A 23781-nucleotide genomic window follows, 5' to 3' on the forward strand; every position below is an offset into this window, starting at 1 on the left:
TGACGCGTTGTCATTCCGTCATGACCATCTGGTGCTTTGCACTGGAGGAAACCGATGCGATCTCCATTCGCCGCCATGCCGGCAGGCGCATGCGCTGCCATGCTAGTTCTCGTTGCCGCCGCCATGCCCGCCGACGCCCGTACGCCGCCCGTGGAGCAGCAGGCGGCCGCCTTGTTCGGCCTCGAATACGCTGCCGTCGCTCCTGGCGCGGCGATCCTGCCCGGCCGGTCGTCCTGCACGGAAGCCGGGGAGAGCATGCTGCTGGTCGAGGGCGCCGAGCAGTCCGGCTGGACCGCCGGCGCCGCCGACTGCGGCGGGCGCCGGGTAGCGCTGCTGAAGCGCCGCATGGGCGAACAGGACGGGCGCGTGCAGTGGCGCATCGAGGATGTGCTCCTGCTGCCGCCCATGGCGCCGGAGCGGGCAAGGCCGCGCCGCCTCGCCCGGCCGGAGGAGTGCGCGCTGGCGGACGGCGCAGACACCTCCTTCCTTGCGGTGCTGCGCGAGCGCCGGCCCGGCGACGACCGCCCGCCAGTGGTCGAGCAGTTATGGACCTACGACCTCGCGCGCGGCCGCCTGTTGCGCCAGCCGGCCTCGCAGCTTGCGTGTACCGGCCATGCCCCGGACTGAGGACACGGTAATGCCCTTGATGCATGCTTTTCCTGCATCGGGTAGTTCTTCGGCAGCAAGCACCGCGACGCCGCTGCGGCTACAATCCTGCGTTACGCAAAAGGAGCAGCAGCATGAAAGACGATTTTTCGGAAAAGGACTGGCAACGCCTGTTGCGCCACCTGGGCGAAGACCCGGAACGGCAGGGCCTGCGCGACACGCCGGCGCGGGTCGACAAGGCATGGCGACACTGGACTTCCGGCTACGGCAAGGATCCGGCGGAGATCCTCAAGGTGTTCGAGGACGGCGCCGAAAAATACAATGAACTGATCGTGGTCCGCGGCATTCCCGTGTACAGCCACTGCGAGCATCACCTGGCGCCGTTCTTCGGCACCGCCACCGTTGGGTACACCCCGAACGGCAAGATCGTCGGCCTGTCCAAGCTGACCCGCCTGGTCGACTGTTTCGCCAAGCGCCTGCAGGTGCAGGAACGCCTGACGATACAGGTGGCGGAAGCGCTGATGGAACATGTGCAGCCGCTGTCGGTCGGCGTCGTGATCCGCTGCCGCCACATGTGCATGGAAAGCCGCGGCATCCAGACGCCCGGCGAAGAGACCGTCACCTCCGCGCTGCTCGGCGAAATGCGCACCAATCTCGGCCTGCGCACCGAATTCCTGTCGCTCGCACGCGAGAAGGAATAAGGGCGTCCGGCCGGCGGCCGCGTCAGTGCAGCCGCACCGGCGGCGTCACCTTGGTCCGGATCCAGTGGGCCAGCGTCTGCGCTGCCATCCGCGCGAAGCCGTGCAGCGCCATCACATGCTTCTGGTACATCAGGCGGTACAGCAGCCGCGCCGTCCAGCCGCCCACCAGCACTTCGCGGCCGCTGGCGCCGGCCAGCGCGCCCACCGCGGCGGACGGTCCGAGCGAAACCAGCGAGCCGTAGTCGCGGTAGCGGAACTGCGGCAGCGCGTCCTTCCATTCGCGGCTCAGCAGGTCGGCCAGGAACAGCGCCTGCTGGTGCGCGACCTGGGCGCGCGGCGGCACCGCCGCCCCCTTCACCGGGCAGACGTGGCTGGAACAGTCTCCGAGCGCGAATATGCGCACGTCGTCCACCGTCTGCAAGCTGGGCGTCACCATGACCTGCTTCAGCCGGTTGAGGGTCAGGCCCAGGCGCGTGCATACCTCCGGCGCCTCCACCCCGGCCGCCCACAGGGTGATATCGGACGGATAGCAGTTGCCGGCGCTGTCATGCACCGCGTCCGCATCCACCCTGGCGACCGCGGCCCCCGTGCAGATCTCGATGCCGAGCCGGCGCAGGTGTCGCGCTGCGCGGCGCGACAGTCGCGGATTGAGCTGCGGCAGCAGGCGTTCGCCGCGCTCCACCAGCCGGATCCGCAAGTCGCTCGCCGGATCCAGGCTATGCACCTTGTAGCGCGCCAGCTCGCGCACCGTATGGCTGAGCTCCGCAGCCAGCTCCACACCGGTGGCGCCGCCGCCGACAATCACGATGTCGACCGGCGTGTAGGCATGCCGGCTGCTGGCCCGCATGCAGCTGGCGATGAACCGTTGCCGAAAGCGCTCGGCATCCTGCACATGGTCCAGCGTCAGCGCATGCTCCGCCGCGCCCGACGTGCCGAAGAAATTGGTGACCGCGCCGAAGGCCAGCACCAGCCTGTCATAGGGAATGGCGCGGGCCGGCTGCATCTCGCTGCCGTCCGCGGCCCGCCAGGCGCCGACACGCAGCATGCGCCGGGCGCGGTCGACACCTTCCACCTCGCCGCAGACGAAATGAAAGCCGTGCTCGGCCGCCTGCGCGGAATAATCCACCTGATACACCTGCGGGTCGAGCTTGCCTGACGCGACCGTATGCAGCAGTGGTTTCCAGAAGTGGGCCGGCGAGCGGTCCACCAGGATGATGCGCGCGCGTCCCGGACGGCCGAGGGTGTTGCCCAGGCGGGTGGCGAGCTCCAGTCCGCCCGCGCCTCCTCCTGCAATCACGATGGTCTGCATGTTGGTCTCCTGCTGATTGAAATGCCGCATGCGTCGCATGCGGCCGTGCGGCATGCGCCGTGTCAGGCGGCGGGGCGGTGCTGCACCGGGCGGCGCAGCACCGGCCGCTGTCCCAGCTGGCCGTGCTTGAGCGACCGCAAGGTGGAGAAGCTGACGTAGCGCCGGTCGGCCGGTACACCTTGCCTGCCGATCAGGTCGCGCAGTTCCTGCAACTGGGGACACCAGAGGTCTGCGCCGGAAATGCGGGCGACATCACGGGCATAAGGGGTGGATGCCATCGTCCAGATGCCGGCGCGCTGGGCGGCCGCCAGTCCGGGAACCGCGGCATCCACCGCCGCGCATTGTTCCGGGTCCACGGCCATCGTGCGCATCGCCAGCCGGTGGGCGTCATCCTGCGGCGCCCCGGCCGCGCCGATGAAGCGGGCACCGCCGACGACGACGGCAAACGTGTTGTTGACGTCGTTGCCGAACGCCTGCTGCAGCAGCGCGTCCGCGCAGGACGAAGACATCTCGGTAACCACCGCCAGCTTGCAGCCGCTGGCGATCGCTTCCTCCATCAACGACGTGCAGCCCGCGTGGCGCGCGGGCGGTTGCGCCTGGAGCCGACGACGGAAACCGGCCTCCGCCGCCTCCTGCAAGGCGGCCGCGACGTTGGGCGCCATGCTGCGGCCTGCCTGGACGATGGCGCGGGAGGCGCCATGCAGTCGCGCAGCCTCGCGGAATTGCCCGAGGGACCACTGCAGTGCGACGCCGCACTCTGCGAAGGCCGCATTGCATGCGTCGAGATGGGCTTGTTCGGTGTCGAATATCACGCCGTCCAGCGCGAGGATGAGAGCTTCGATTGCCATGATGGGCCTGCCTTTATCGTTGGAATGTGCTCCGACGGCGTCTCGCTTCCGTCGACTGTTAGCGTTAATATAAGCGCCGCAAATGCAAAAGAAAAATTAATTTTTGTAGCTGATTGATAAGGAAAAGCTTATGCATCACGCGAGCTTCAAACAGCTGGAGGCCTTGTTGCTGGTGGCCCGCCATGAAAGCGTTTCCCGAGCCGCGGAGGCGCTGCACGTGACGCAGCCGGCGGTTTCGCTGCAGTTGAAGATGCTGGAGGAGGCGGCCGGCACGCCGCTCACCCGCAAGGTCGGGCGCGGCGTGCAGCTCACCGCGGCAGGGGAGGTAATGGCGGACTTTGCCGAGCGCATCCTGCACATGTGGGACCAGGCCACGGACGAGGTCGCCGCATTGCGCGGCGTGATCAGCGGCACCCTGCGCATCGGCGCCATCACGACTGCCGAATACCTGCTTCCACCCATCCTCGTGCGCTTCACCAGCGAGCGGCCGGACGTGCGCATCAAGCTGCAGGTCGGCAACCGCAACGACATCATCAACATGCTGAGCAAGCACGAGATCGACCTCGCGATCATGGGTACGCCGCCGCGCGAGCTGCGTACGAACGCCGCGGTGTTCGCGCACCACCCGATGGCCTTCGTCGCCAGTCCCGATCATCCGCTGATGGCGAAGCGGGAGGTCCGGCTGGAGGACGTGATGGAAGCCAACCTGCTGGTGCGTGAACGGGGCTCGGGCACGCGCACCGCGATCGAGAAGATCTTCAAGGAGGCTGGGCAGACATTGCGCATCGGCTCCGAACTGTCGAGCAACGAGGCCATCAAGCGCATGGCCGTCGCCGGGCTCGGCGTGGCCTTCCTCTCGGGCTATGCGTGTACCCTGGAGTTCGACGCGGGGCTGGTCGGCATGCTGCCGATGCCCGGCAACCCGGTCGAGGCCGACTGGTACGTGATGCACCTGACCGACAAACCTATCCCCACGGTCGCGGCCGCCTTCCAGGATTTCGCGATCGAGCATGGCCGGGAAGCCGCAATGCAGCTGCTCGAACCGTTCTACCGTTCCGGCGCCAAAGGGCGCCGGGGCAGGAGAAGCCAGTGAGGAGCCGGTAGCAGGTATTGCGCGAAATCAAATTCTGCAATGCAGTCGCATGCATACTCCGGCCAATCTCGCCTGCCATCGCTGACCCGCCCGTACAGCGTTTCATTCTTGTGCACCGCACCCAAGCCGTCGCGCGGTTTTCCCCGTCGCGCGGAAGTGAAAGACTGGAAGTTTTGCTATGCAAAACAATGTTCCGTTTTCGTTGACACCTTGCTCTGCTATCGGTTAGCTTTCTCGCAATCCCTCGGGATCCCGTAACAACAATAACGCCGGGCCTGTTGCACCGCGCGAGTAACCCTGGAGACTACAACTTGGAGCTCATACTTCAGCAATTCCTCAATGGTCTGACGCTGGGGGGCGTGTACAGCCTCGTCGCGCTCGGCCTGACCCTGGTCTACGGCATCCTGCACGTACCCAACTTCGCCCACGGCGCGTTCTACATGGCGGGCGCTTTCGTCGCCTTCTCGCTCATGAGTTCGCTTGGCCTCAACTACTGGCTGGCGATGGCCGGCGCAGCCGTCGCCGTGGCGCTGCTGGCGGTGATCGCCGACCGCCTGGTGTTCCACCCGCTGCGCAACTCTCCCGGCCTGCATCACATGATCGCCGCCATCGGCATCCTGCTGTTCCTGGAGTCGAGTGCGCAGGCAATCTGGGGCGCCGACTTCCACCGCATGCAGACGCCCTACAGCGGCATCCTCGAATTCGCCGGCCTCATCATGCCGCAGCAGCGCCTGCTGATCGTCGTCGCCGCCTTCGCATTGATGGTCCTGCTGCATCTCTTCCTGCACAAGACGACCACCGGGGCGACCATCATCGCCATGGCGCAGAACCGTGACGGCGCCGCGCTGGTCGGCATCGATGCCAACCGGGTGGCCATGCTGACCTTCGCCATCTCCGGCGTGCTGGCGGCGGTCGCGGCCACGTTGTACGCGCCGATCAACCTGGTGTATCCGGCCATGGGCCACCTGGTCATCACGAAGGCGTTCGTCATCATCGTCCTCGGTGGCATGGGCAGCGTCGGCGGCGCGATCGTCGGCGGCCTCATCATCGGATTCGCAGAGGCCTTCGGTGGCTTCTACCTGTCGACCGACTACAAGGACATCATCGCCTTTGCCCTGCTGGTCGTCATCCTCTCCGTCCGCCCGCAAGGCCTGTTCAGCAAAGGAGTGCGGTAAGCATGAAATACATTGAAGGCAAGATCGGCTGGGCCATCCTGGTGGCGCTCGCCCTGGCGTTCCCGTTCATGGCGTCGAACGATTACCTGCTGACGGTGATGTCGCTCGCCTACATCTACGCGATCGCGACCATCGGACTCAACCTCATCACCGGCTATACCGGGCAGTTCAACCTGGCGCATTCCGGCTTCATGGCCATCGGCGCGTATACCGTCGGCATCCTGACGGTCGACCACCAGTGGCCGTTCTGGATGGCGTTCGTGCTGTCCGGCTTCGTCGCCGCCGCCGTCGGCATTCCGGTCGGCATAGTGTCACTGCGGCTGAAGGGACACTTCTTCTCGATCTTCACGCTGTGCGTCGGCTACATCATGTTCCTGCTGATCGAGAAGTGGGAAAGCCTGACGCACGGCACGGTGGGCATCATCGGCATCCCGGCGCCGGAGAACTTCCTCGGCATCGACTTCGATACGCCGCGCGGGCAGTACTACATGGTGCTGTTCTTCCTGGTGATCAGCGTGTGGATCATGCACCGCATCGTCACCTCGCTGCTCGGCCGCACGTTCATGGCGGTGCGCAACAGCGAGGAGCTGGCCGAGGCGCTGGGCATCAACCTGATGCGCAACAAGGTGCTGGCCTTCACGCTGTCGGTGTTCTATGCCGGCATCGCGGGCGGCCTGTATGCAGGCGCGGTGCGCTTCCTCGGCCCGGGCCTGGCCGGCGTCGAGCATACCTTCGACATGACCATGTTCATGCTGGTCGGCGGCATCGGCACCCTGTTCGGACCCTTGCTCGGCTCGATCTCGATGCCGTGGCTGACGCAGTACCTGCAGTTCCTCCAGGACTACCGCTTCATCGTGTTCGGCCCGATCCTGGTGGCGCTCGTCATCTTCCTGCCGAATGGCATCGTCGGCACCTATCTCGCATGGAAGGCCCGCGCGGCCTACCGCAAGGCGGCTCCGGCCGCGGCACGTGCACCCGGCGCGCAGGATGTCGCGCCCGCAAAACAGGAGAAGCCGTCCCATGCTTAAGATTGAAGCACTCAACAAGCGCTTCGGCGGCCTGGCTGCCGTGCGCGACGTCAGCACCACGATCGAGGAAGGCAAGATCAACGCGATCATCGGCCCCAACGGCGCCGGCAAGACGACCTTCTTCAACCTGATCTCCGGCGCGATCCAGCCCACCTCGGGGAAGATCGTCTTCAAGGGACAGGACGTGACCAACCTGCCGGCCGACCAGATGGCCCGCCTGGGCGTATCGCGCACCTTCCAGACGACCAGCCTGTTCGACCGCGCCACGGTGCTCGACAACCTGATCGTCGGCCACCGGCTGCGCACCCGTTCCGGCCTGATGGACGTGCTGCTGGGCAGCCGCCGGCTGAAGGAAGAGGAGAAGAAGTGCCGCGAGAAGGCGCGCGACGCGCTGGATTTCGTCGGCCTGTCGCATGTGGCCAACCGCATCGCCGCCGATATCTCCCAGGAAGAGCGCAAGCGCGTCGCCTTTGCGCTGGCCCTGTCGACCGACCCGACGCTGGTGCTGCTGGACGAACCCGCCGGCGGCGTCAATCCGGAAGAGACCGTCGGTCTCGCCGAACTGATCCGCAAGATGGTCAGGAGCGGCCTGACGGTCTGCCTGATCGAACACAAGATGAACATGATCATGAACCTCGCGGACAAGATCATGGTGCTCAGCTACGGCGAGAAGATCGCCGAAGGCACGCCGGACGAGATCCGTTCGAATCCGGTGGTCATCGAAGCTTACCTGGGGAGTGAACATGCTGCAGCTTGACAAGGTCTCGGTGAACTACGGCAGCTTCCGGGCTCTTGATAACGTCAGTATCCATGCGAAGCAGGGCGAGCTGGTCGTGCTGCTGGGCGCCAACGGCGCCGGCAAGAGCTCGATCTTCCTGACCATCAGCGGCCTGAACAAGGCGGCAACCGGCAGCATCAAGTTCGGCAGCAAGGAACTGGTCGGCATGAAGCCGTCGCAGATCGTGCACGACGGCGTGGTGCACTGCCCGGAAGGCCGCAAGCTGTTCACGGCCATGACGGTGCTGCAGAACCTGATGCTCGGCGCCTACGTGCACCGCAAGGACAAGGAAGGCGTGCAGCGCACGCTCAAGGAAGTATTCGACCTGTTCCCGATCCTGCACGAGAAGCGCGACGTCAATGCGGGCGCACTGTCGGGCGGCCAGCAGCAGATGGTGGCGATTGGCCGCGCCCTGATGGGAAGGCCCAAGGCGCTGCTGCTGGACGAGCCCTCGCTCGGCCTGGCGCCGCTGGTGGTCAAGCAGGTGTTCGACGTTATCGAGAAGATCAACAAGGCGGGCACCACCGTGTTGCTGGCGGAACAGAATGCCTTCGCCGCGTTGAAGATCGCCAACCGCGCCTACGTGATCGAGAACGGCCACATCGTTCTGGAGGGATCGCGCGACGAACTGCTGAACAACGAGCAGGTGCGGAAGGCGTACATCGGTGCATGATCCGTATTAAAGTAGGTACCGTCGCTTCCATGAAGGCGGCGGATGACTCGGCAGCAATCAGATCCACCTCAAGGAGACAAAGCAAATGAAGAAGCAACTCGGTGCACTGACCCGCATCTCGGCGGCGATGACCATGGGCCTGACCCTCTGCGGCGGCGCGCTGGCGCAGGAAGTCGTCAAGATCGGTTTCTCGGGCCCGCTGTCCGGCGGCGCCGCGCTGTACGGCAAGAACGTGCAGGCCGGCATGGAAATGGCGATCAATGAAATCAATGCCAAGGGCCTCGACGTCGGCGGCAAGAAGTACAAGCTGGAACTCGTGTCGCTGGACGACCAGTACAACCCGAGCCAGACCGGCGTCAACGTGCAGCGCCTGATCCAGCAGCACAAGACCCCGGCGGTGCTGGTGCCGCACTCCGGCGGCATCTTCGCTGTCCAGGCCTTCAACGAGAAGGCCCCGGTGCTGCTGCTGGCCTACACCTCGCTGCCGCAGGTCACCGCGCGCGGCAACAAGCTGAGCGTGCGCATCCCGCCGGAATTCACCGGCTACATCGATCCGTTCATCAAGGCCACGATGACGAAGTTCGGCAAGAACGTCGCCATCGCCAACGCCGACCATGACTACGCCAAGGCATGGACCGCCGCATTCAAGCCGGCCTGGGAAAAGGCGGGGGGCACGGTCGTCGCCGAGAATCCGATGTCCTACAACAAGGCCACCGACTTCTACTCCGGCGTGAGCCGCGTGATGCAAGGCAAGCCGGACGTGCTGTTCGTCGGCGGCGCCTCCGAGCCGACCGCGCTGGTGGTCAAGCAGGCCCGCGAACTGGGCTTCAAGGGCGGCTTCATCATCATCGACCAGGCCAAGATGGACGAGATGGCCAAGGTGATCGGCGGCTACGGCCCGATCGAAGGCTCGATCGGCGTGCTGCCGCTGGTGGAAGACGAGCGCAAGGAAGCCAAGGCCTTCGTCGAGCGCTTCCGCAAGATCCACTCGCGTGACCCGAGCTCGGAAGTGTCGCTCAACTACAGCGCCGTGCACGCGACCGCGCTGGCGATGAAGCTGGCAGGCACCGTGTCCGACCCGGTGGCGATCCGCGGCAAGATGGATGCGGCCTACAAGCAGCTGCCGGCCGAGTTCAACCCGAACAGCATCGACGGCGTCGATGAAAAGGGCGGCTCGCTCGCCGACACTTACGTCGGCATGGTCGAAGGCGGCAAGGTCAAGAACCTGAGCCTGCGCAGCCTGTCCGCTGCCAAGTAAGTCAGCAACGCAGCAGATGACAAGCCGGCAGCAATGCCGGCTTGTCGCATTCTGTGGCAGCCCTCTCCAACGAACAACAGAAGAATCCCCATGGAACAACGCGCAAAGGCAGTCGTCTGCCGTGAAATCAACCAACCGGTAGTGGTCGAGGAAATCATCGTCGAGGCGCCGCGGCGCGGCGAAGTCATGATCAGGATGGCGGCGTGCGGCGTCTGTCACAGCGACCTGTCGGCGACCAATGGCACCATTCCCTTTCCGCCTCCCGTGGTGCTGGGCCACGAGGGCGCCGGACGCGTCGTCGCGGTCGGCGAGGGCGTGACCGATTACAAGGTGGGCGATCATGTGGTGAGTTCCTTCGTCAGCATGTGCGGCAAGTGCCGCTACTGCCAGACCGGACGTCCCCAGTTGTGCGACCAGGCGGGCAAGGCGATGACCACGCTGCCCGACGGTACGGTGCGCACCCGCGACCTCGCCGGCAATCCCCTCAACGTCTTCTCCGGCTGCGGCGTGATGGCCGAATATGCGACCCTGCATACCGACAATGTGGTCAAGATCGACCAGCAGGTGCCGCTGTCGCGCGCCGCGCTGATCGGTTGCGGCGTCATGACCGGCGTGGGTGCGGCGGTCAACACCGCGAAGGTGGACGCCGGCTCGATCGCGGTCGTGTTCGGCTGCGGCGGCGTGGGCCTGAACGCGATCCAGGGCTGCGCGATTTCCGGCGCCCGCATGATCGTCGCCGTGGACACCTCGGACGCCAAGCTCGAGATGGCCCGCCAGTTCGGTGCGACCCACACCGTCAACAGCAAGACCGAGGAAAACGTGGTCAAGACCATCACCAAGCTGACCGAAGGCGGCGCCGACTATGCGTTCGAATGCGTCGGCCTGGGCGAAATCGCGGCACAAGCCTACGGCGTGCTGCGCAAGGGCGGCACGGCGGTGGTCGTCGGCGTGGCCAACCAGAAGGACATGACCTCGATCCGCACCGCCTCGCTGACCTTCGGCGAGAAGACGCTGACCGGCAGCTATTTCGGTTCGGCGCGCCCCCGCGAGGATTTCCCGAAACTGATCGGGCTGTACCGCGCGCAGCGCCTGAAGCTGGATGAACTGATCACCCGCACCTACAAGGTCGAGGAAGCGCCGCAGGCCTTCGCCGACATGCAGGCCGGACGCAATGCGCGCGGCGTGATCGTATTCGAATAACAGGAGACCAACATGCAGAAACGCGACCAGTTCTACATCAACGGCAAGTGGGTACAGCCGTCCGGCAGCAAGACCATCGAAGTGTTCAATGCCTCCACGGAGGAGGTGATGGCGACCATCCCCGAAGGCGACGACAATGACGCCGACGCGGCCGTCGCCGCCGCGCGCGCGGCTTTCGACGCGTGGAGCGCAACCACGCCGGCGCAACGCGCCGACTACCTGCGCAAGATCCACGAGGGACTGAAGGCACGCAGCGACGAGCTGGCGCAGATCATCGCGGGTGAAGTCGGCATGCCGCTGAAGCTGGCCGCCGCCATCCAGGTCGGCTCGCCGGTGGCGAATTTCGGCTACTACGCAAAGATGGTCACCGGGTTCGAGTGGGAAGAGACCGCGGGCAATTCACGCGTGCTGCGCGAGCCGGTCGGCGTCGTCGTCGCCATCACTCCCTGGAACTATCCGCTGCACCAGATCGCCGCCAAGGTGGCCGCCGCCATGGCGGCCGGCTGCACCATCGTGCTCAAGCCGTCCGAAGTGGCGCCGCTGAACGCCTTCGTGCTGGCGGAGGTGATCGACGCGGCCGGCGTGCCCCCGGGCGTGTTCAACCTGGTCACCGGCCTCGGCCCTGGCATCGGTGAAGCACTGGTGCGGCATCCCGACGTCGACATGGTGTCCTTCACCGGTTCCACCCGTGCCGGCAAGCGGATCTCGGAAGTCGCCGCGGCGACCGTCAAGCGCGTCGCGCTCGAGCTCGGCGGCAAGTCGGCGTCGGTGATCCTGGAAGATGCGGATCTCGCCAGCGCGGTCAAGGGCACCGTCAACGCCTGCTTCCTCAACAGCGGCCAGACCTGCTCCGCCCACACCCGCATGCTGGTCCCGGAATCGCGCTACGAGGAAGCGGCAAGGATTGCCGCAGAAGTGGCGAAGGGCTTCACCGTCGGCGATCCGTTCGGCGGCAGCGCCAAGCTCGGCCCGCTGGTGTCGGCGGCACAGCGCGAACGGGTGCAGAACTACATTCGCAAGGGCATGGAGGAGGGCGCCGAGCTGCTTTGCGGCGGTCCCGACGCGCCGGCCGGCCTGGACCGGGGCTACTACGTCCAGCCGACGGTATTCGGTCGCGTCAAGCCGGACAGCACGATTGCACAGGAAGAGATATTCGGGCCGGTACTTTCGATCATCACCTACAAGGATGAGGACGAGGCGGTGCGCATCGCCAACAACACCTTGTACGGACTGGCCGGCGGCGTCTGGGCGGGCTCGGACGAGCGGGCGCAGCAGGTCGCGCGCCGGCTGCGGACCGGGCAGGTCGACATCAACGGCGGCACCTTCAACCTGTTTGCGCCGTTCGGCGGCTACAAGCAGTCCGGCCGCGGACGCGAGATGGGACCGTACGGACTGGAGGAGTTCCTCGAGTACAAGTCGCTGCAGTTCAAGCCGAACGCGCCGGCGCTGACGGCGAAAGCGCCTTACTGAGGCGTTGCGGCGGCCGCCGCGCGGGCCATCCCCGTGGCGGCCACGGGCGTCGTCGCCATCGGCGGCGACGCTCCGGTCGCCATTTCCTTCACAGCAGCTGCATCAGCTGTGCCCGCTTGACCGCGGCATTCCGCTTGCTCACTTCCAGCTTGGCGAAGATGCTCTTGACATGCGTCTTCACCGTCTCGGGCGTGATGTTCAGGACGTTGGAAATCTCCTTGTTCGACTTGTCCTGTGCCAGCAGCTTCAGCACGCTTTCCTCGCGTGGACTCAGGGTGACGGCTGGCCGCCGCTGCAGGGCCGCGCCGCTATCGAGCAGCTGCGCCAGGTAGTCTTCCACTTCGTTGCGCCGCGTGCCGGCGGGCGCGTGCCGGCGGTAGAGCGCATGCATCAGCGTCAGGTCGGCCGGCTGGGACAACACGGTCGCGCCCAACCCGGCCTTGCGGGCCGCCGCCAGCGTCAGCTCGAGGCGTTCGACCCCGCGATGGATATCGGCGCAGCGGAAGAGGGCATCGGCCAGCGACATGCCGGCCAGGATCGCGAGGTAGCCGTCGCCGCACTGTTCCGCATTGGCGAGCACGCTGGCCAGCACCTCCCGCGCCTCGGCCGGCCGCTCGCTCGTGATCGCATGCCGCGCCTCGGCCAGATCGGCATAGGCATGCAGCTCATGCAGAACACCGGCGCCACCGGCTGCCGCGCGCGCCCGCAGCCGGCGGATGTGGGCAAGGCGGGCGGTGGCCCGCTCGGGCGCGCCGGCGCGCAGCAGCGCGCACATCTTTTCGTAGGCACACTGGACCTGCGCCTGCAGGCTGCCGGCGGCGGAAGCGATGCCGTCCCAACGATCGAGCAGGGCCTGTTCCAGCGCGTGCTCGCCGCGCAACATCGCGCTGCGCGCCGCCGCGGCGAAACTCCGCGCAATGACGTCGGGATAGCCGCTCTGCGCCACCAGGTCGAGCGACGGCACCAGGGTCCTTTCCGCCTCGTCGAACGCCAGTGCTTCCTGCTGCAGCACGCCCAGCATGGCCGCGCACAGGGCGCCGGGTACCGACACCGGGCCGAGGCGGCTGCTCGCCAGTGCATGTCCTTCCTCCAGACAGCGGCGCGCCTCCGGCAGGCGCAGCCGGGTCAGTGCCGCCAGTCCGAGCAGGACCTGGCGATAGATGGTCGACAGGAAGGTGTACTGGTCCACCGGCGCGCGCGACACCTCGGTCAGCACTTCATGCATCTCCTTCCAGCGGCGCGCGCGCAGATGGCAGTAGCCGGCAACACAGCGCACCGTCTCCGTCAGCGAGGCATAGATAGGCGCCTGCTGCAGGCACTCCCACGACAGATGCAAGGCCTCGTCCAGGCGTTCGCCCCGCGCGGCAAGTACCGAACGTATTGCCTGCAGGTGCCAGTACACGGTGCGTGCCTCGGGCACGCCGGCCAGTCCGTCCAGCCGCGACTGGATCAGGTCGAGCAGGCGGTGCAGTCCCGCCTCGTTGCCTGGCGCCGCCAATACCCGGGTGAGCGCGATGGTGAGCAGGATCTTGATGTTTGCATCGGGGTCCTCGCCGAGTCCGAGTTCACCGTCCCACTCCCGCAGCGTGAGCAGGTCGCCGCGGTAGAACAACAGGGGGGCCGCCTCGTCCACCCACTGCAGGGCCAGCTGCCGGTCGCCGGCGCGCAGCGCGAGCGCAACGGCCTCGCGCCAGTGTCCCTGTCCGGCGTGCCAGTGCCCGGCGCGCCGCAGGATGGACGCTGCCTGCTGCGTCGGTACGCGCGCGAGCATGCCCTGGCGCACCAGGTCGTGGCAGGTGAACCAGTGATCGTGTTCCGAGACGCGCGACAACAGGCAGTGGACATGTTCAAGCCTGCGGAACAGCTCCCTGGTCTGCGGGATGCCGCTCAGGTCGGCAAACAGGGGCGCGCACATGCGACCGGTAACGCAGGTCGCGTCCAGCAGGGCGATTTCGTCCGGCTGCAGGCGGGACAGCACCGCTTCCAGCAGCACGCCGAGGTGGGTCTCGGCGAGGAAGCTGCTGCGTCCGCTGAACATGCTGTCGTTGCCGTCCATGCCGGAGGCGGCGAGGATGCCGAGGGCCGCCGGCCAGCCGGCGGTCAGCCGGTGGGCGGCGGTCGCTGCCGTGTCGGCGCGAGCATGCGATGCGAACAGCGCGACGGTCTCGGCATCGTTGAAGCGCATCTCTGCCGCATCGACATATTCGGCCTCGCCGTGGCAGGCGCGCAGCAGTGCTTCGGGCGGCAGCGGTCGCGACAGCAGCACCAGGTGCAGCGTCGCCGGCGCATGGCGCAGCAGGTACAGCACCGCGCCCAGCGCTTCGTCTTCCAGCAGGTGCAGGTCGTCGATGAAAAGAAAGAATTCGCCGTGCTGCTGCGCGATGCGGTTGATGACGGTGGCCGTCATCTGGACCGCGTCGAGGCCGTGCGTGGGGATGCGCTCGCCGGCATCCTGCCCGTCCGGTGCGAAGGCCTGCTCCACCGCGAAAGCGAGATACTCGGCAAAACGCCCGGGAGCATTGTCGGACTCTTCCAGCGAGAGCCAGGCAAGGCGATGCCCCTGCCGCGACAATTCGGCCGCCCATGCGGCCCCGAGCGTGGTCTTGCCGAAGCCGGAAGGCGCCAGCACCAGCGTCAGCCTGCAGCCCGCAATCCGCTCGACGCGTTGCAGCAGGCGGGTGCGCTGCACGGTCCGGGCCGCTGGTCTCGGCGGCCGAACCTTGGGAAGTAGGAGCGGCGTCCGCGCGCCATCCTGCATCATCACTGTTCCTCTCCGGATCGTTTAGAGCGTCATCATTCTACCCACGGAAGGTCGCTCCCGCGCCGTGCGCCGCAGCAATCGAACGTCAAAAAAAAAGGGGATGCCGAAGCATCCCCAAGCGCGAAATCGCGCGCACGGAACCGCAGGTGCGGCGATCAGGAGCCGGTCCAGAATGCGCAGTGATGGCGCGCACCGAAATCGCTGTTGGTGACCGAGGTGCCGGGTTCCAGCGACATGCGGGTGTCGGCGGCGGCACTGTACACCGGCCACGCAGGTCCGGTGCCATTCGGATTGCCGTTCTTCGCGAACTGCGTCCAGTAGTTCACCATCTGCGTCTTCAGCGCTTCCTGTCCTGCGGTGTAGGTCACGCCGGCGCGCGTCGTCGGGAACAGGTACTGGATCTCGGCCGCGTGGTAGGCGCCCCAGCGCGGGCGGGTGGCCGGCGGCAGATAGATCATCGGTGCGTTCTGGTCGTTGAACTCGTAGGCGTACACGGGCGTGCCGCTGGCGGTGCGGAGCCGCTCCGCGACCCGGCCGCTGCACGCGAACAGCAGGTCGGTCGCGATCGCGTCGTATGCCTCGGCCAGCGTCGGGTAATCCGCCTGCGGGTACTCGGCATCTACCTCCGCGAAGGTCTTTCCTGTGGCGGCGGTCAGCGCGGTCACCCGTGCCTGGTAGTTCGCCGGCGTGAACGGTCCCTGGCTTGGTTGCAGGTCCAGCCGCGCGGCGGAGAGCAGGCTGTACTCGTTGGTATTGCTGCCCTCGATGGTCGGCACCTTGTTGAAGTTGCCGGTGGTGAAGGCGGAGCGCACGCTGGTGGTCAGCACCTTGTTGTCGATAATGGGCGAGATGACCGCGCCGGTGCTGGTCGCCAGGATCTTCTCGACAGTCAGGCCGCGCAGGCAGGAGAGGCTTTGGTCCGTGCAGCCGGCGGCGTTGGCGAAGGCGGTGCCGCCGGTTTGCGCCGCGGCCAGGCCGGGCTGGTCCAGCGAGTAGGCGCCGCTCTGCACGATGGCCTTCTGGAATAGTCCGGCCGCGAGCGGCGATGCGAGGTGGGAGTACACGCTGAAGCCGCCGGCCGACTCGCCGAAGATGGTGATGTTGCTGGGGTCGCCGCGGAAGGCCGCGATATTGGCCTTGACCCACTTCATCGCGGCCTGCTGGTCCATCAGGCCGTAGTTGCCGGACGACCCCTGCTCGGTGCTGAGCGCGGGGTGGGCGAGGAAGCCGAGCGCGCCGAGCCGGTAGTTGACGGTAACCACGGCGATCCCGCGCTCGGTGAACTTGCTGGTGTCGTAGGCATTGCTTTCGCCGGACGTGAAGGCGCCGCCGTGGATCCATACCATCACGGGGAACGGCCCGTCGCCCTTGGGCGTGAAGACGTTCAGGTAGAGGCAGTCCTCGTTGGTGCTGGCCCCGCCGAAGGCACCGCCGGCCTGCGGGCAGGTGCCGCCGAACTTGCTGGCATCGCGCACCTCGGTCCAGCTTGCCGCGGGCTCCGGCGCCTTCCAGCGGCGCTCGCCGGTGGGCGGTGCCGCGTAAGGGATCCCGAGGAAGCGCAAGGTGTTGTCGGCGTCCACGCCCTTGACGCTGCCCTTGTCGGTGCGGACGACGGTCACGTCCGGTGCCACTGCCTCCGGCGCCGCCACCGGCGGATCGTCACCGCCGCCGCTGCCGCACGCGGTCAGCGCGAAACCGGCTGCGAGGGCAGCCAGCAGGTGCAGGGTCGGGCCGGTGCTGGATGGAAAAGGTAACTGCATGTGCTTGTATCCGTTGTCGTTGTAGGTGTTGTTGTTCTTGTGCCACCCACTATAGAGACGACCATCCATCCGAAACATCCCCCGGAAGGGGGAGGGGCGAATCGCGGTGCCAGCGCGCGCACGGGCGACATGCTGTCGATGAAGAAAGCCCGGGCACAAAAAAAACCGCCCGTCTTGCAACGGGCGGTCCTTCGGGATGCGGTAACCGCAGGGTTGCGGCTAGACCTTCATTCCCGGCAGGTTGAGCGAAGCGGTATTGCCGCCGTCAACCGGCAGCGCCTGCCCGGTCACGTAGCTGGCGTCGTCGCTGGCCAGGAAGGCGATGACCGCGGCCACTTCCTGCGGCCGGCCGTAGCGCCGCAATTCGCAGCGCGAGCCCAGCTTTTCTTCCTTGCCCGCCGCGCGTGCGCGCTCGAACACCGGGGCGGTCATGCCGGTCTCGATCAGGCCGGGGCAGACCGCGTTGACGCGCACGTTCCATTCGCCGAGGTCGCAGGCGGTGGTCTGGGTCAGGTTGATGACGGCGGCCTTCGACGCGCTGTAGGCATTGCCGCCGGCGCCGGAGCGGACGCCCGCCACCGATGCGGTATTGACGATCGCGCCGTGGCGCTGGTCGCGCATCACGCGCGCCGCATACTTGGTGAAGTGCACGGCGCCCATCACGTTCACCGACAGGATCTGCTGCCAGACCTCGGTGCGGGTTTCGGTGATCGCCGAATAGTCGCCGCCGGAAATGCCGGCGTTGTTGCACAGCACGTCGAGCCTGCCGAAATGGGCAACCACGTCGCTCACGCATTGTTCGACTGCCGCCTCGCTGGCGATGTCCAGCGCCCGGAACCAGGCGCCGGATTGCGCCGGCAGGCTGCCCGCAACTTCCGCCAGCGCCACCTCGTTGCGGTCCACCAGTGCCACCCGGGCGCCTTCCTGGGCCAGCCGTTCCGCCACCGCACGGCCGATGCCGCTGGCCGCGCCGGTGACGATCGCCACCTTGTTCTCGAATCGCATTGCTGTCTCCTCCATCCTGTATTTCAGGCTTCCATCAATTCAGGCTGTGGCTCTCTCAGGCCTTCATTTCCTGTTCCTGCAGTTCACGCCACTGCAGCTTGCCGGTCGACGACTTCGGCAGCGCATCGACGAACTGCACGATACGCGGGCTCTTGTACGCCGCCATGTTGTCATGCGCCCAGTCGATGATCTCCTGCTCGGTGATCTTGCCTCGGAACGCCTCGCGCAGGACGATCACGGCCTTCACCGTCTCGCCGCGCTTCGGGTCGCGCGCGCCGATCACGCACGCCTCCTGGATCGCCGGATGTTGGTACATCAGCGCTTCGACCTCCGCCGGCCAGACCTTGAAGCCGGATGCATTGATCATGCGCTTCAGCCGGTCGACCATGAAGAAGTAGCCTTCCTCGTCGGTCCGGGCGAGGTCGCCGGTGCGCAGGAAGCGCTTGCCGTCGATCTCGACGAAAGTCTCCTGCGTGGCCTCCGGGTTGTTCCAGTACCCGGCCATCACGTTAGGCGCGCAGACCACCACTTCGCCGGTCTCCCCTGGCGGCAGCTCCTTGAAGGTGGACGGGTCCACCACGCGCGAATCGACATTGAAGATCGGAATGCCAAGGCATTGTTTCTTGGGCCGTTGCGGCGGGTTGATATGCGTGGCCGCCATGGTTTCGGACATGCCGTATCCCTCGACGTAGGGGATGCCCACCAGGTCCTGCAGCTTCTGCGCGACCGCCTCCGGCATGGCCGCGCCGCCGCCGCGGATGCCGCGCAGGCTGCTCAGGTCGTACTCGGCGATCTTCGGATGTGCGAGCAGGTCGACCACCATGGTCGAGATCACCTGCAGCGAGCGCACCTTGTACCGCTGTATGCATTCGGCGGCGACCTCGCGGTCCCAACGTGGCAGGACCACCATGGTGCTGCCCAGGTAGAGCGGTCCGTTCATGCTGCCCTGCATGCCGGTGACGTGGAAGAACGGCAGCACCGACAGCAGCACGGTGTCGGTCACGGTGTTGAACCACTGCATGGTGGCGGCGACGCTGAACATCACGCCGCGATGCGTGTGCATGCAGCCCTTGGGATTGCCGGTGGTGCCGGAGGTATAGGGCATCACGCAGAGATCGTCGGGTCCGGCGGTATGCGGACCGGGCCGCAGGTCACGCGCCAGCACGTCGTTCCAGGCCGTGACGCCCTTGCCGGCAATCGGCTGGCGCGGGGCACTGACGAAATCCGGCACCCGCAGGTCGGTCGGCCGCTTCAGGTAGTCGGAGTAGGTCGCCACGATGGCATGCTCCAGACCCTCGCCGAGCAGCGGCGAGAGCTGGTCGAACAGGTCCTGCGGCACGAAGGCCGTGGTCGCCCCGGTGTCCTTCACATAGTGCCGCAGCTCCTGCGTCAGGTTCATCGGATTCACGGGCACCACCACCGCATCGGCGCGCAGGATGCCGTAGTAGGCCAGCACGAACTGCGGACTGTTCTGCATGTAGATCAGCACCCGGTCGCCCTTCTTCACGCCGCATTCCTGCTGCAGGAAGCCGGCGATCCGCTCGGTCTCGTCCTTGAACTCCGCGAAAGTGATCGGCGTGTCGTAGAACAGGATGTAGGGCTTGTTCGGAAACCGCGCGGCCGATACTTCCAGGTTGTAGTACAGGCTGGTTTCAGGCGATGTGAGGTGGTACGGCAGGGTGCCGGGCCAGTAGGCCAGGTGGCGGTCGGACATGTTGTTTCAGCTCTTGTCGTTGATCAGCGTTCGATGTAGCGGGCGAGCTCCAGCTTGGCGATGGCATTCCGGTGCACCTCGTCCGGGCCGTCCGCAAGACGCAGTGTACGGGAACTCGCGTAAGCCTGCGCGAGACCGAAATCCTCCGACACGCCGCCGCCGCCGTGCGCCTGGATTGCCCAGTCGATCACCTGGCAGGCCATGTTCGGCGCCGCCACCTTGATCATCGCGATTTCCTTGGCGGCCGCCTTGTTGCCCACGGTATCCATCATGTGGGCGGCGTTGAGCACCAGGAAGCGCGCCTGGTCGATCAGGATGCGGGAGTTGGCGATGCGCTCGCGCGTCACGCCCTGGTCCGCCACCTTGCGGCCGAACGCGGTGCGCTGCAGCGTGCGCTTGCACATCTTCTCCAGCGCCCGCTCCGCGCGACCGATCAGGCGCATGCAGTGGTGGATGCGGCCAGGCCCGAGGCGGCCCTGGGCGATCTCGAAGCCGCGGCCCTCACCCAGCAGGATGTTGGACACCGGCACCCGCACGTTCTCGAAACGCACTTCCGCATGGCCATGCGGCGCATCGTCGTAGCCGAATACCGGCAGGTGGCGCAGCACCGTGACGCCCGGCGCATCCATCGGCACCAGGATCATCGACTGCTGGCGATGGCGGTTCGGATTGTCCGGATCGTTCTTGCCCATGAAGATCAGGATCTTGCAGCGCGGGTCGTTGGCGCCCGAGGTCCACCATTTCTGGCCGTTGATCACGTAGTGGTCGCCGTCGCGCTCGATGCGGGCCTCGATGTTAGTGGCGTCGGAAGAGGCGACCGCCGGCTCGGTCATCGCGAATGCGGAGCGGATCTTGCCTTCCAGCAGGGGCAGCAGCCATTCCTGCTGCTGCGCCTCGGTGCCGTAGCGCACCAGCGTCTCCATGTTGCCGGTGTCGGGCGCGGAGCAGTTGAAGACCTCGGAGCCGATCGGCGAACGGCCCATGATCTCGCACAGGGGCGCGTATTCCAGGTTGGTCAGGCCGGCGCCGTATTTCGACTCCGGCAGGAACAGGTTCCACAGGCCGGCGGCCCGCGCCTTCTCCTTCAGGCCCTCGATGGTCTTGGTCGGCACCCACGGGTTGCCGTTGCGGCGGGCCGCGTTCATTTCCTCTTCAAACGCCTTTTCCGCCGGATAGACATGCTCGTCCATGAATGCGGTGACGCGCTTCTGCAGGTCCTTGACCTTGTCGGAATACATGAAAGTCATTGCCGTTCTCCTGTAAGAGGTTATTGCTTCTCGATCTGCTCGACCAGCCGCCATGCCTGCTCGGCCAGCGGGCGGGTCCGTTTTGCGGTGTTCGCGGCTTCCGCGCTGGCGGCGTTGCCGAGCTGTACCCGCTTGGCGATCCCCTGCAGGATGCCGACCAGGCGGAACATGTTGAACACCATGTAGTATTCCCAGTTCGCCTTGGACACGCCTTCGCGGCCGGTGCGCCGGCAGTATTCGGCCAGGTATTCCTGCTCGTCCGGAATGCCGAGTTCGGCCAGCGGCAGCCCGGCCAGGCCGCGCGACTGTTCCGGGTTCATGCGGAAGGTCATGCAGTGGTAGGCGAAATCCGACAGCGGATGGCCGAGCGTCGACAGTTCCCAGTCGAGCACCGCCAGGATGCGCGGCTCGGTCGGATGGAAGATGACGTTGTCGATGCGGAAGTCGCCGTGCACGACCCGGGTCTCGTCATCCGACGGGATGTTTTTCGGCAGCCACTCGATCAGGTTCTCGACCGCCTCGATGCGCTCGGTCTCGGAGGCGCGGTATTGCTTGGTCCAGCGCGCCACCTGGCGTTCCAGGTAGCTGCCCGGCTTGCCGTAGGTCTCGAGCCCGACCGCGGCGTAGTCGACGCTGTGCAGCGCCGCGATCACCCGGTTCATCTCGTTGAAGATTTCCTTGCGCTGCGGGGGCGTCATGCCGGGCAGGGCGGGGTCCCACAGGATGCGCCCCTGCACGTAGTCCATGATGTAGAACATCGTGCCGATCACCGACTCGTCCTCGCACAGCGCATAGGTGCGCGCGACCGGCACGTCGGTCTGCGCCAGCGCGGTGATCACGCGGTACTCGCGGTCGACCGCGTGCGCCGAGGGCAGCAGGGTACCGGGCGGCTTGCGGCGCAGCACGTACTGCTTGCCGCCTGCCGACAGCAGGAAGGTCGGGTTGGACTGGCCGCCCTTGAATTGTTCGACCGTCAGTTCGCCGCTGTAGCCTTCGACGTGCTCCTGCATGTACTTCGCAAGGCTGGCGACATCGAAAGCATGCTGCGGGGCGACGGGACGGGTGCCGACGAAGCGGTCTTGGTAGGTTTGGCTCATGATTCAGGCTCAATTGTGATGGGTTGGCGCGGCTTCCGCGCCCTCGCCGGCAATAGGGGAACGCGCAGGCTCAAACCGCGCTGACGCCCCCGTCGACCGCGATCGCCTGGCCGGTGATGTGGCGCGACGCTTCCGACGCGAGGAAGACGACGGTGCCCTTCAGGTCCTCGTCGCTGCCGATCCGGTGCAGCGGCGCGCGCGCGATGATCGCCTCGCCCACCTTCTCCAGCAGGCCGGCCGACATCTTCGACGGGAAGAATCCGGGACAGATCGCGTTGACGTTGATGTTGTACTTGCCCCATTCGGAGGCCAGCGCCCGGGTGAAGTTGACCGCCGCGCCCTTGGAGGTGTGGTACGCGATGGTGTTGACGTTGGTGGCGCTGCCGCGCAGTCCGGCGACCGAGGCGATGTTGATGATCTTGCCGGTCTTGCGCGGGATCATCGTCCGCGTCGCCACTTCGCGCGACAGGAAGAACACCGAGTCGACGTTCAGGCCCAGCACCTTGCGCCAGGCCGCATCCGGATATTCCTCGGCCGGCGCGCTCCAGGTGGCGCCGGCATTGTTGACCAGGATGTCGATGGCGCCGAAGCGCTGCAGCACCTGGTCGACCAGCGCCGGGATCTCGTCCGTCTTCAACAGGTCGTTGACGACAGTGAGTACCTCATGGCCCATCTTCTCCAGGTGCGCCTTCGCCTCGGCGAGTTCGTCCGCCTTGCGCGCGCTGATGGCCAGCTTGCAGCCCATCTCGCCCAATGCTTCCGCCATCTGCAGGCCGAGCCCGCGCGAGCCGCCGGTAATCAGCGCGACCTTGCCGTCGAGCTGGAACAGTTGTTTGACGCTCATTGCGATGTCTCCTCTTGTCGTGTTTCAGCAGACCTCGAACAGGCCCGCCGCACCCTGGCCGCCGCCGATGCACATGGTCACCACGACGTACTTCGCGCCGCGGCGCTTGCCTTCGATCAGCGCATGGCCGGTGAGGCGCGCGCCGCTGACGCCGTAGGGGTGGCCGACGGCGATCGCGCCGCCGTTGACGTTCAGCAGCTCGTCCGGGATGCCGAGCTTGTCCCGGCAGTACAGCACCTGGCAGGCAAACGCCTCGTTCAGTTCCCACAGGCCGATGTCGTCCATCTTCAGGCCGTTGCGCTCCAGCAGCCGCGGAATGGCGTAGACCGGGCCGATCCCCATCTCGTCCGGCTCGCAGCCGGCGACGGCAAAGCCGCGGAAGATGCCTAGCGGCTGGATGCCGCGCTTTTCTGCCAGCCGGCCGTCCATCACCACGCAGGCGGAGGAGCCGTCCGAGAACTGGCTGGCGTTGCCCGCGGTGATCACGCCGCCCGGCATCGCCGAACGGATCTTCGATACGCCCTCGAGCGTGGTGTCGGGACGGATGCCTTCGTCGGCGGCGATCGTCACTTCGCGGCGGGTGATGCGGCCGCTTTCCTTGTCGACCACGCCCATCACCGTCGTCATCGGCACGATCTCGGCATCGAACCTGCCGGCGGCCTGTGCCGCCGCCGCGCGCAGCTGGCTGCGCACGCCGTATTCGTCCTGTGCTTCCTTGGAGATGTTGTAGCGCTTGGCCACGGTCTCGGCCGTCTGCAGCATGCTCCAGTAGATCTCCGGCTTGTGCTCCACCAGCCACGGGTCCTGCCGCATGTGGCGGTTGGTCTCGTTTTGCACGCAGGAGATCGACTCCACGCCGCCGGCGACCATCACCGGCACATGGTCGACCATCACCCGCTGCGCCGCCATCGCAATCGCCTGCAGGCCGGAAGAGCAGAAACGGTTGATGGTGACGCCGGCAGCCGTGACCGGCAGGCCGGCGCGCAGCGCGATGGCGCGCGCGACATTGCCGCCCGTGGTGCCTTCGGAAAGGCTGCCGCCCATGATGACGTCCTCGACCTCGGCCGGGTCGACGCCGGCGCGCTCGACGGCGGCGCGTACGGCATGCGCGCCGAGCGTCGCGCCGTAGGTCATGTTGAATGCGCCCTTCCAGGACTTTGCCAGGCCGGTACGCGCGGTGGATACGATGACAGCGTCATTCACGATCGACTTCC

The 23781-nt window shown here is 66.4% G+C and carries 20 protein-coding genes; 10 read left to right on the plus strand and 10 right to left on the minus strand.

Annotated elements, in window-relative coordinates:
- The first annotated feature begins 99 nt into the window (after positions 1–99).
- Both VIM12_RS18710 and folE read left to right on the plus strand, forming a co-directional pair.
- Entirely contained in the window at positions 100–627 is a 528-nt protein-coding gene (locus tag VIM12_RS18710; protein WP_331943487.1) for a hypothetical protein, read from the plus strand.
- 113 nt (positions 628–740) lie between these two features.
- A complete protein-coding gene (gene folE, locus VIM12_RS18715; RefSeq protein ID WP_331943489.1) occupies positions 741–1307 on the plus strand; it encodes a GTP cyclohydrolase I FolE in 567 nt (188 codons plus the stop codon).
- 22 nt (positions 1308–1329) lie between these two features.
- On the opposite strand, the gene VIM12_RS18720 is transcribed toward folE, so the two are convergent.
- Positions 1330–2616 (minus strand): NAD(P)/FAD-dependent oxidoreductase, encoded by a 1287-nt coding sequence (locus VIM12_RS18720; protein WP_331943491.1) that lies wholly within the window; start codon positions 2614–2616, stop codon positions 1330–1332.
- A 62-nt stretch (positions 2617–2678) separates the two neighbouring features.
- A complete protein-coding gene (locus VIM12_RS18725; protein WP_331943493.1) occupies positions 2679–3464 on the minus strand; it encodes an HAD family hydrolase in 786 nt (261 codons plus the stop codon).
- Positions 3465–3594: 130 nt separating this feature from the next.
- Between VIM12_RS18725 and VIM12_RS18730 the strand changes: the two genes are divergently transcribed.
- From VIM12_RS18730 to VIM12_RS18765, 8 genes are all read left to right on the plus strand, one after another.
- A complete protein-coding gene (locus VIM12_RS18730; protein WP_331943495.1) occupies positions 3595–4557 on the plus strand; it encodes a LysR family transcriptional regulator in 963 nt (320 codons plus the stop codon).
- Positions 4558–4868: 311 nt separating this feature from the next.
- Positions 4869–5732 carry a branched-chain amino acid ABC transporter permease gene (locus tag VIM12_RS18735; protein WP_331943497.1) on the plus strand — a complete coding sequence of 288 codons (864 nt, stop codon included), beginning with the start codon at positions 4869–4871 and terminating at the stop codon, positions 5730–5732.
- A gap of 2 nt (positions 5733–5734) precedes the next feature.
- Positions 5735–6760, plus strand: a complete 1026-nt coding sequence (locus VIM12_RS18740) for a branched-chain amino acid ABC transporter permease (RefSeq protein WP_331943499.1) — start codon at positions 5735–5737, stop codon at positions 6758–6760.
- Entirely contained in the window at positions 6753–7517 is a 765-nt protein-coding gene (locus VIM12_RS18745) for an ABC transporter ATP-binding protein (protein ID WP_331943501.1), read from the plus strand. Before VIM12_RS18740 ends, VIM12_RS18745 begins: the two co-directional genes overlap by 8 nt.
- Positions 7504–8211: an ABC transporter ATP-binding protein gene (locus tag VIM12_RS18750; RefSeq protein ID WP_331943503.1), complete on the plus strand. Its 708-nt coding sequence runs from the start codon at positions 7504–7506 to the stop codon at positions 8209–8211. Before VIM12_RS18745 ends, VIM12_RS18750 begins: the two co-directional genes overlap by 14 nt.
- Positions 8212–8296: 85 nt before the next feature.
- On the plus strand, positions 8297–9469 hold the full coding sequence (locus VIM12_RS18755; RefSeq protein WP_414691807.1) for an ABC transporter substrate-binding protein: 1173 nt from the start codon (positions 8297–8299) through the stop codon (positions 9467–9469).
- Positions 9470–9559: 90 nt separating this feature from the next.
- Positions 9560–10669 carry a Zn-dependent alcohol dehydrogenase gene (locus VIM12_RS18760; RefSeq protein WP_331943505.1) on the plus strand — a complete coding sequence of 370 codons (1110 nt, stop codon included), beginning with the start codon at positions 9560–9562 and terminating at the stop codon, positions 10667–10669.
- A gap of 12 nt (positions 10670–10681) precedes the next feature.
- Complete coding sequence (locus VIM12_RS18765; RefSeq protein WP_331943507.1) at positions 10682–12139, plus strand: aldehyde dehydrogenase family protein; 1458 nt, start codon at positions 10682–10684, stop codon at positions 12137–12139.
- Between the two features lie 88 nt (positions 12140–12227).
- Here VIM12_RS18765 and VIM12_RS18770 read toward each other — a convergent pair whose 3' ends face one another.
- From VIM12_RS18770 to VIM12_RS18805, 8 genes are all read right to left on the minus strand, one after another.
- On the minus strand, positions 12228–14828 hold the full coding sequence (locus tag VIM12_RS18770) for a LuxR C-terminal-related transcriptional regulator (RefSeq protein ID WP_331943509.1): 2601 nt from the start codon (positions 14826–14828) through the stop codon (positions 12228–12230).
- A 227-nt stretch (positions 14829–15055) separates the two neighbouring features.
- Positions 15056–16729, minus strand: a complete 1674-nt coding sequence (locus VIM12_RS18775) for a carboxylesterase/lipase family protein (protein ID WP_331943511.1) — start codon at positions 16727–16729, stop codon at positions 15056–15058.
- Positions 16730–16879: 150 nt separating this feature from the next.
- Positions 16880–17665, minus strand: a complete 786-nt coding sequence (locus tag VIM12_RS18780; protein ID WP_331943513.1) for an SDR family NAD(P)-dependent oxidoreductase — start codon at positions 17663–17665, stop codon at positions 16880–16882.
- A 55-nt stretch (positions 17666–17720) separates the two neighbouring features.
- Entirely contained in the window at positions 17721–19379 is a 1659-nt protein-coding gene (locus VIM12_RS18785; RefSeq protein ID WP_331943515.1) for a long-chain fatty acid--CoA ligase, read from the minus strand.
- Between the two features lie 23 nt (positions 19380–19402).
- Positions 19403–20626: an acyl-CoA dehydrogenase family protein gene (locus tag VIM12_RS18790; RefSeq protein WP_331943517.1), complete on the minus strand. Its 1224-nt coding sequence runs from the start codon at positions 20624–20626 to the stop codon at positions 19403–19405.
- A gap of 20 nt (positions 20627–20646) precedes the next feature.
- A complete protein-coding gene (locus VIM12_RS18795) occupies positions 20647–21723 on the minus strand; it encodes a phosphotransferase (protein WP_331943519.1) in 1077 nt (358 codons plus the stop codon).
- A 70-nt stretch (positions 21724–21793) separates the two neighbouring features.
- Positions 21794–22567, minus strand: coding sequence for an SDR family oxidoreductase (locus VIM12_RS18800; protein WP_331943521.1), 774 nt, complete (start codon positions 22565–22567; stop codon positions 21794–21796).
- 24 nt (positions 22568–22591) lie between these two features.
- Positions 22592–23770 (minus strand): acetyl-CoA C-acyltransferase, encoded by a 1179-nt coding sequence (locus VIM12_RS18805; RefSeq protein ID WP_331943523.1) that lies wholly within the window; start codon positions 23768–23770, stop codon positions 22592–22594.
- Between the last annotated feature and the right edge of the window lie 11 nt (positions 23771–23781).

The organism is Noviherbaspirillum sp. (genome assembly GCF_036563305.1).
Lineage (GTDB): Bacteria > Pseudomonadota > Gammaproteobacteria > Burkholderiales > Burkholderiaceae_D > Noviherbaspirillum.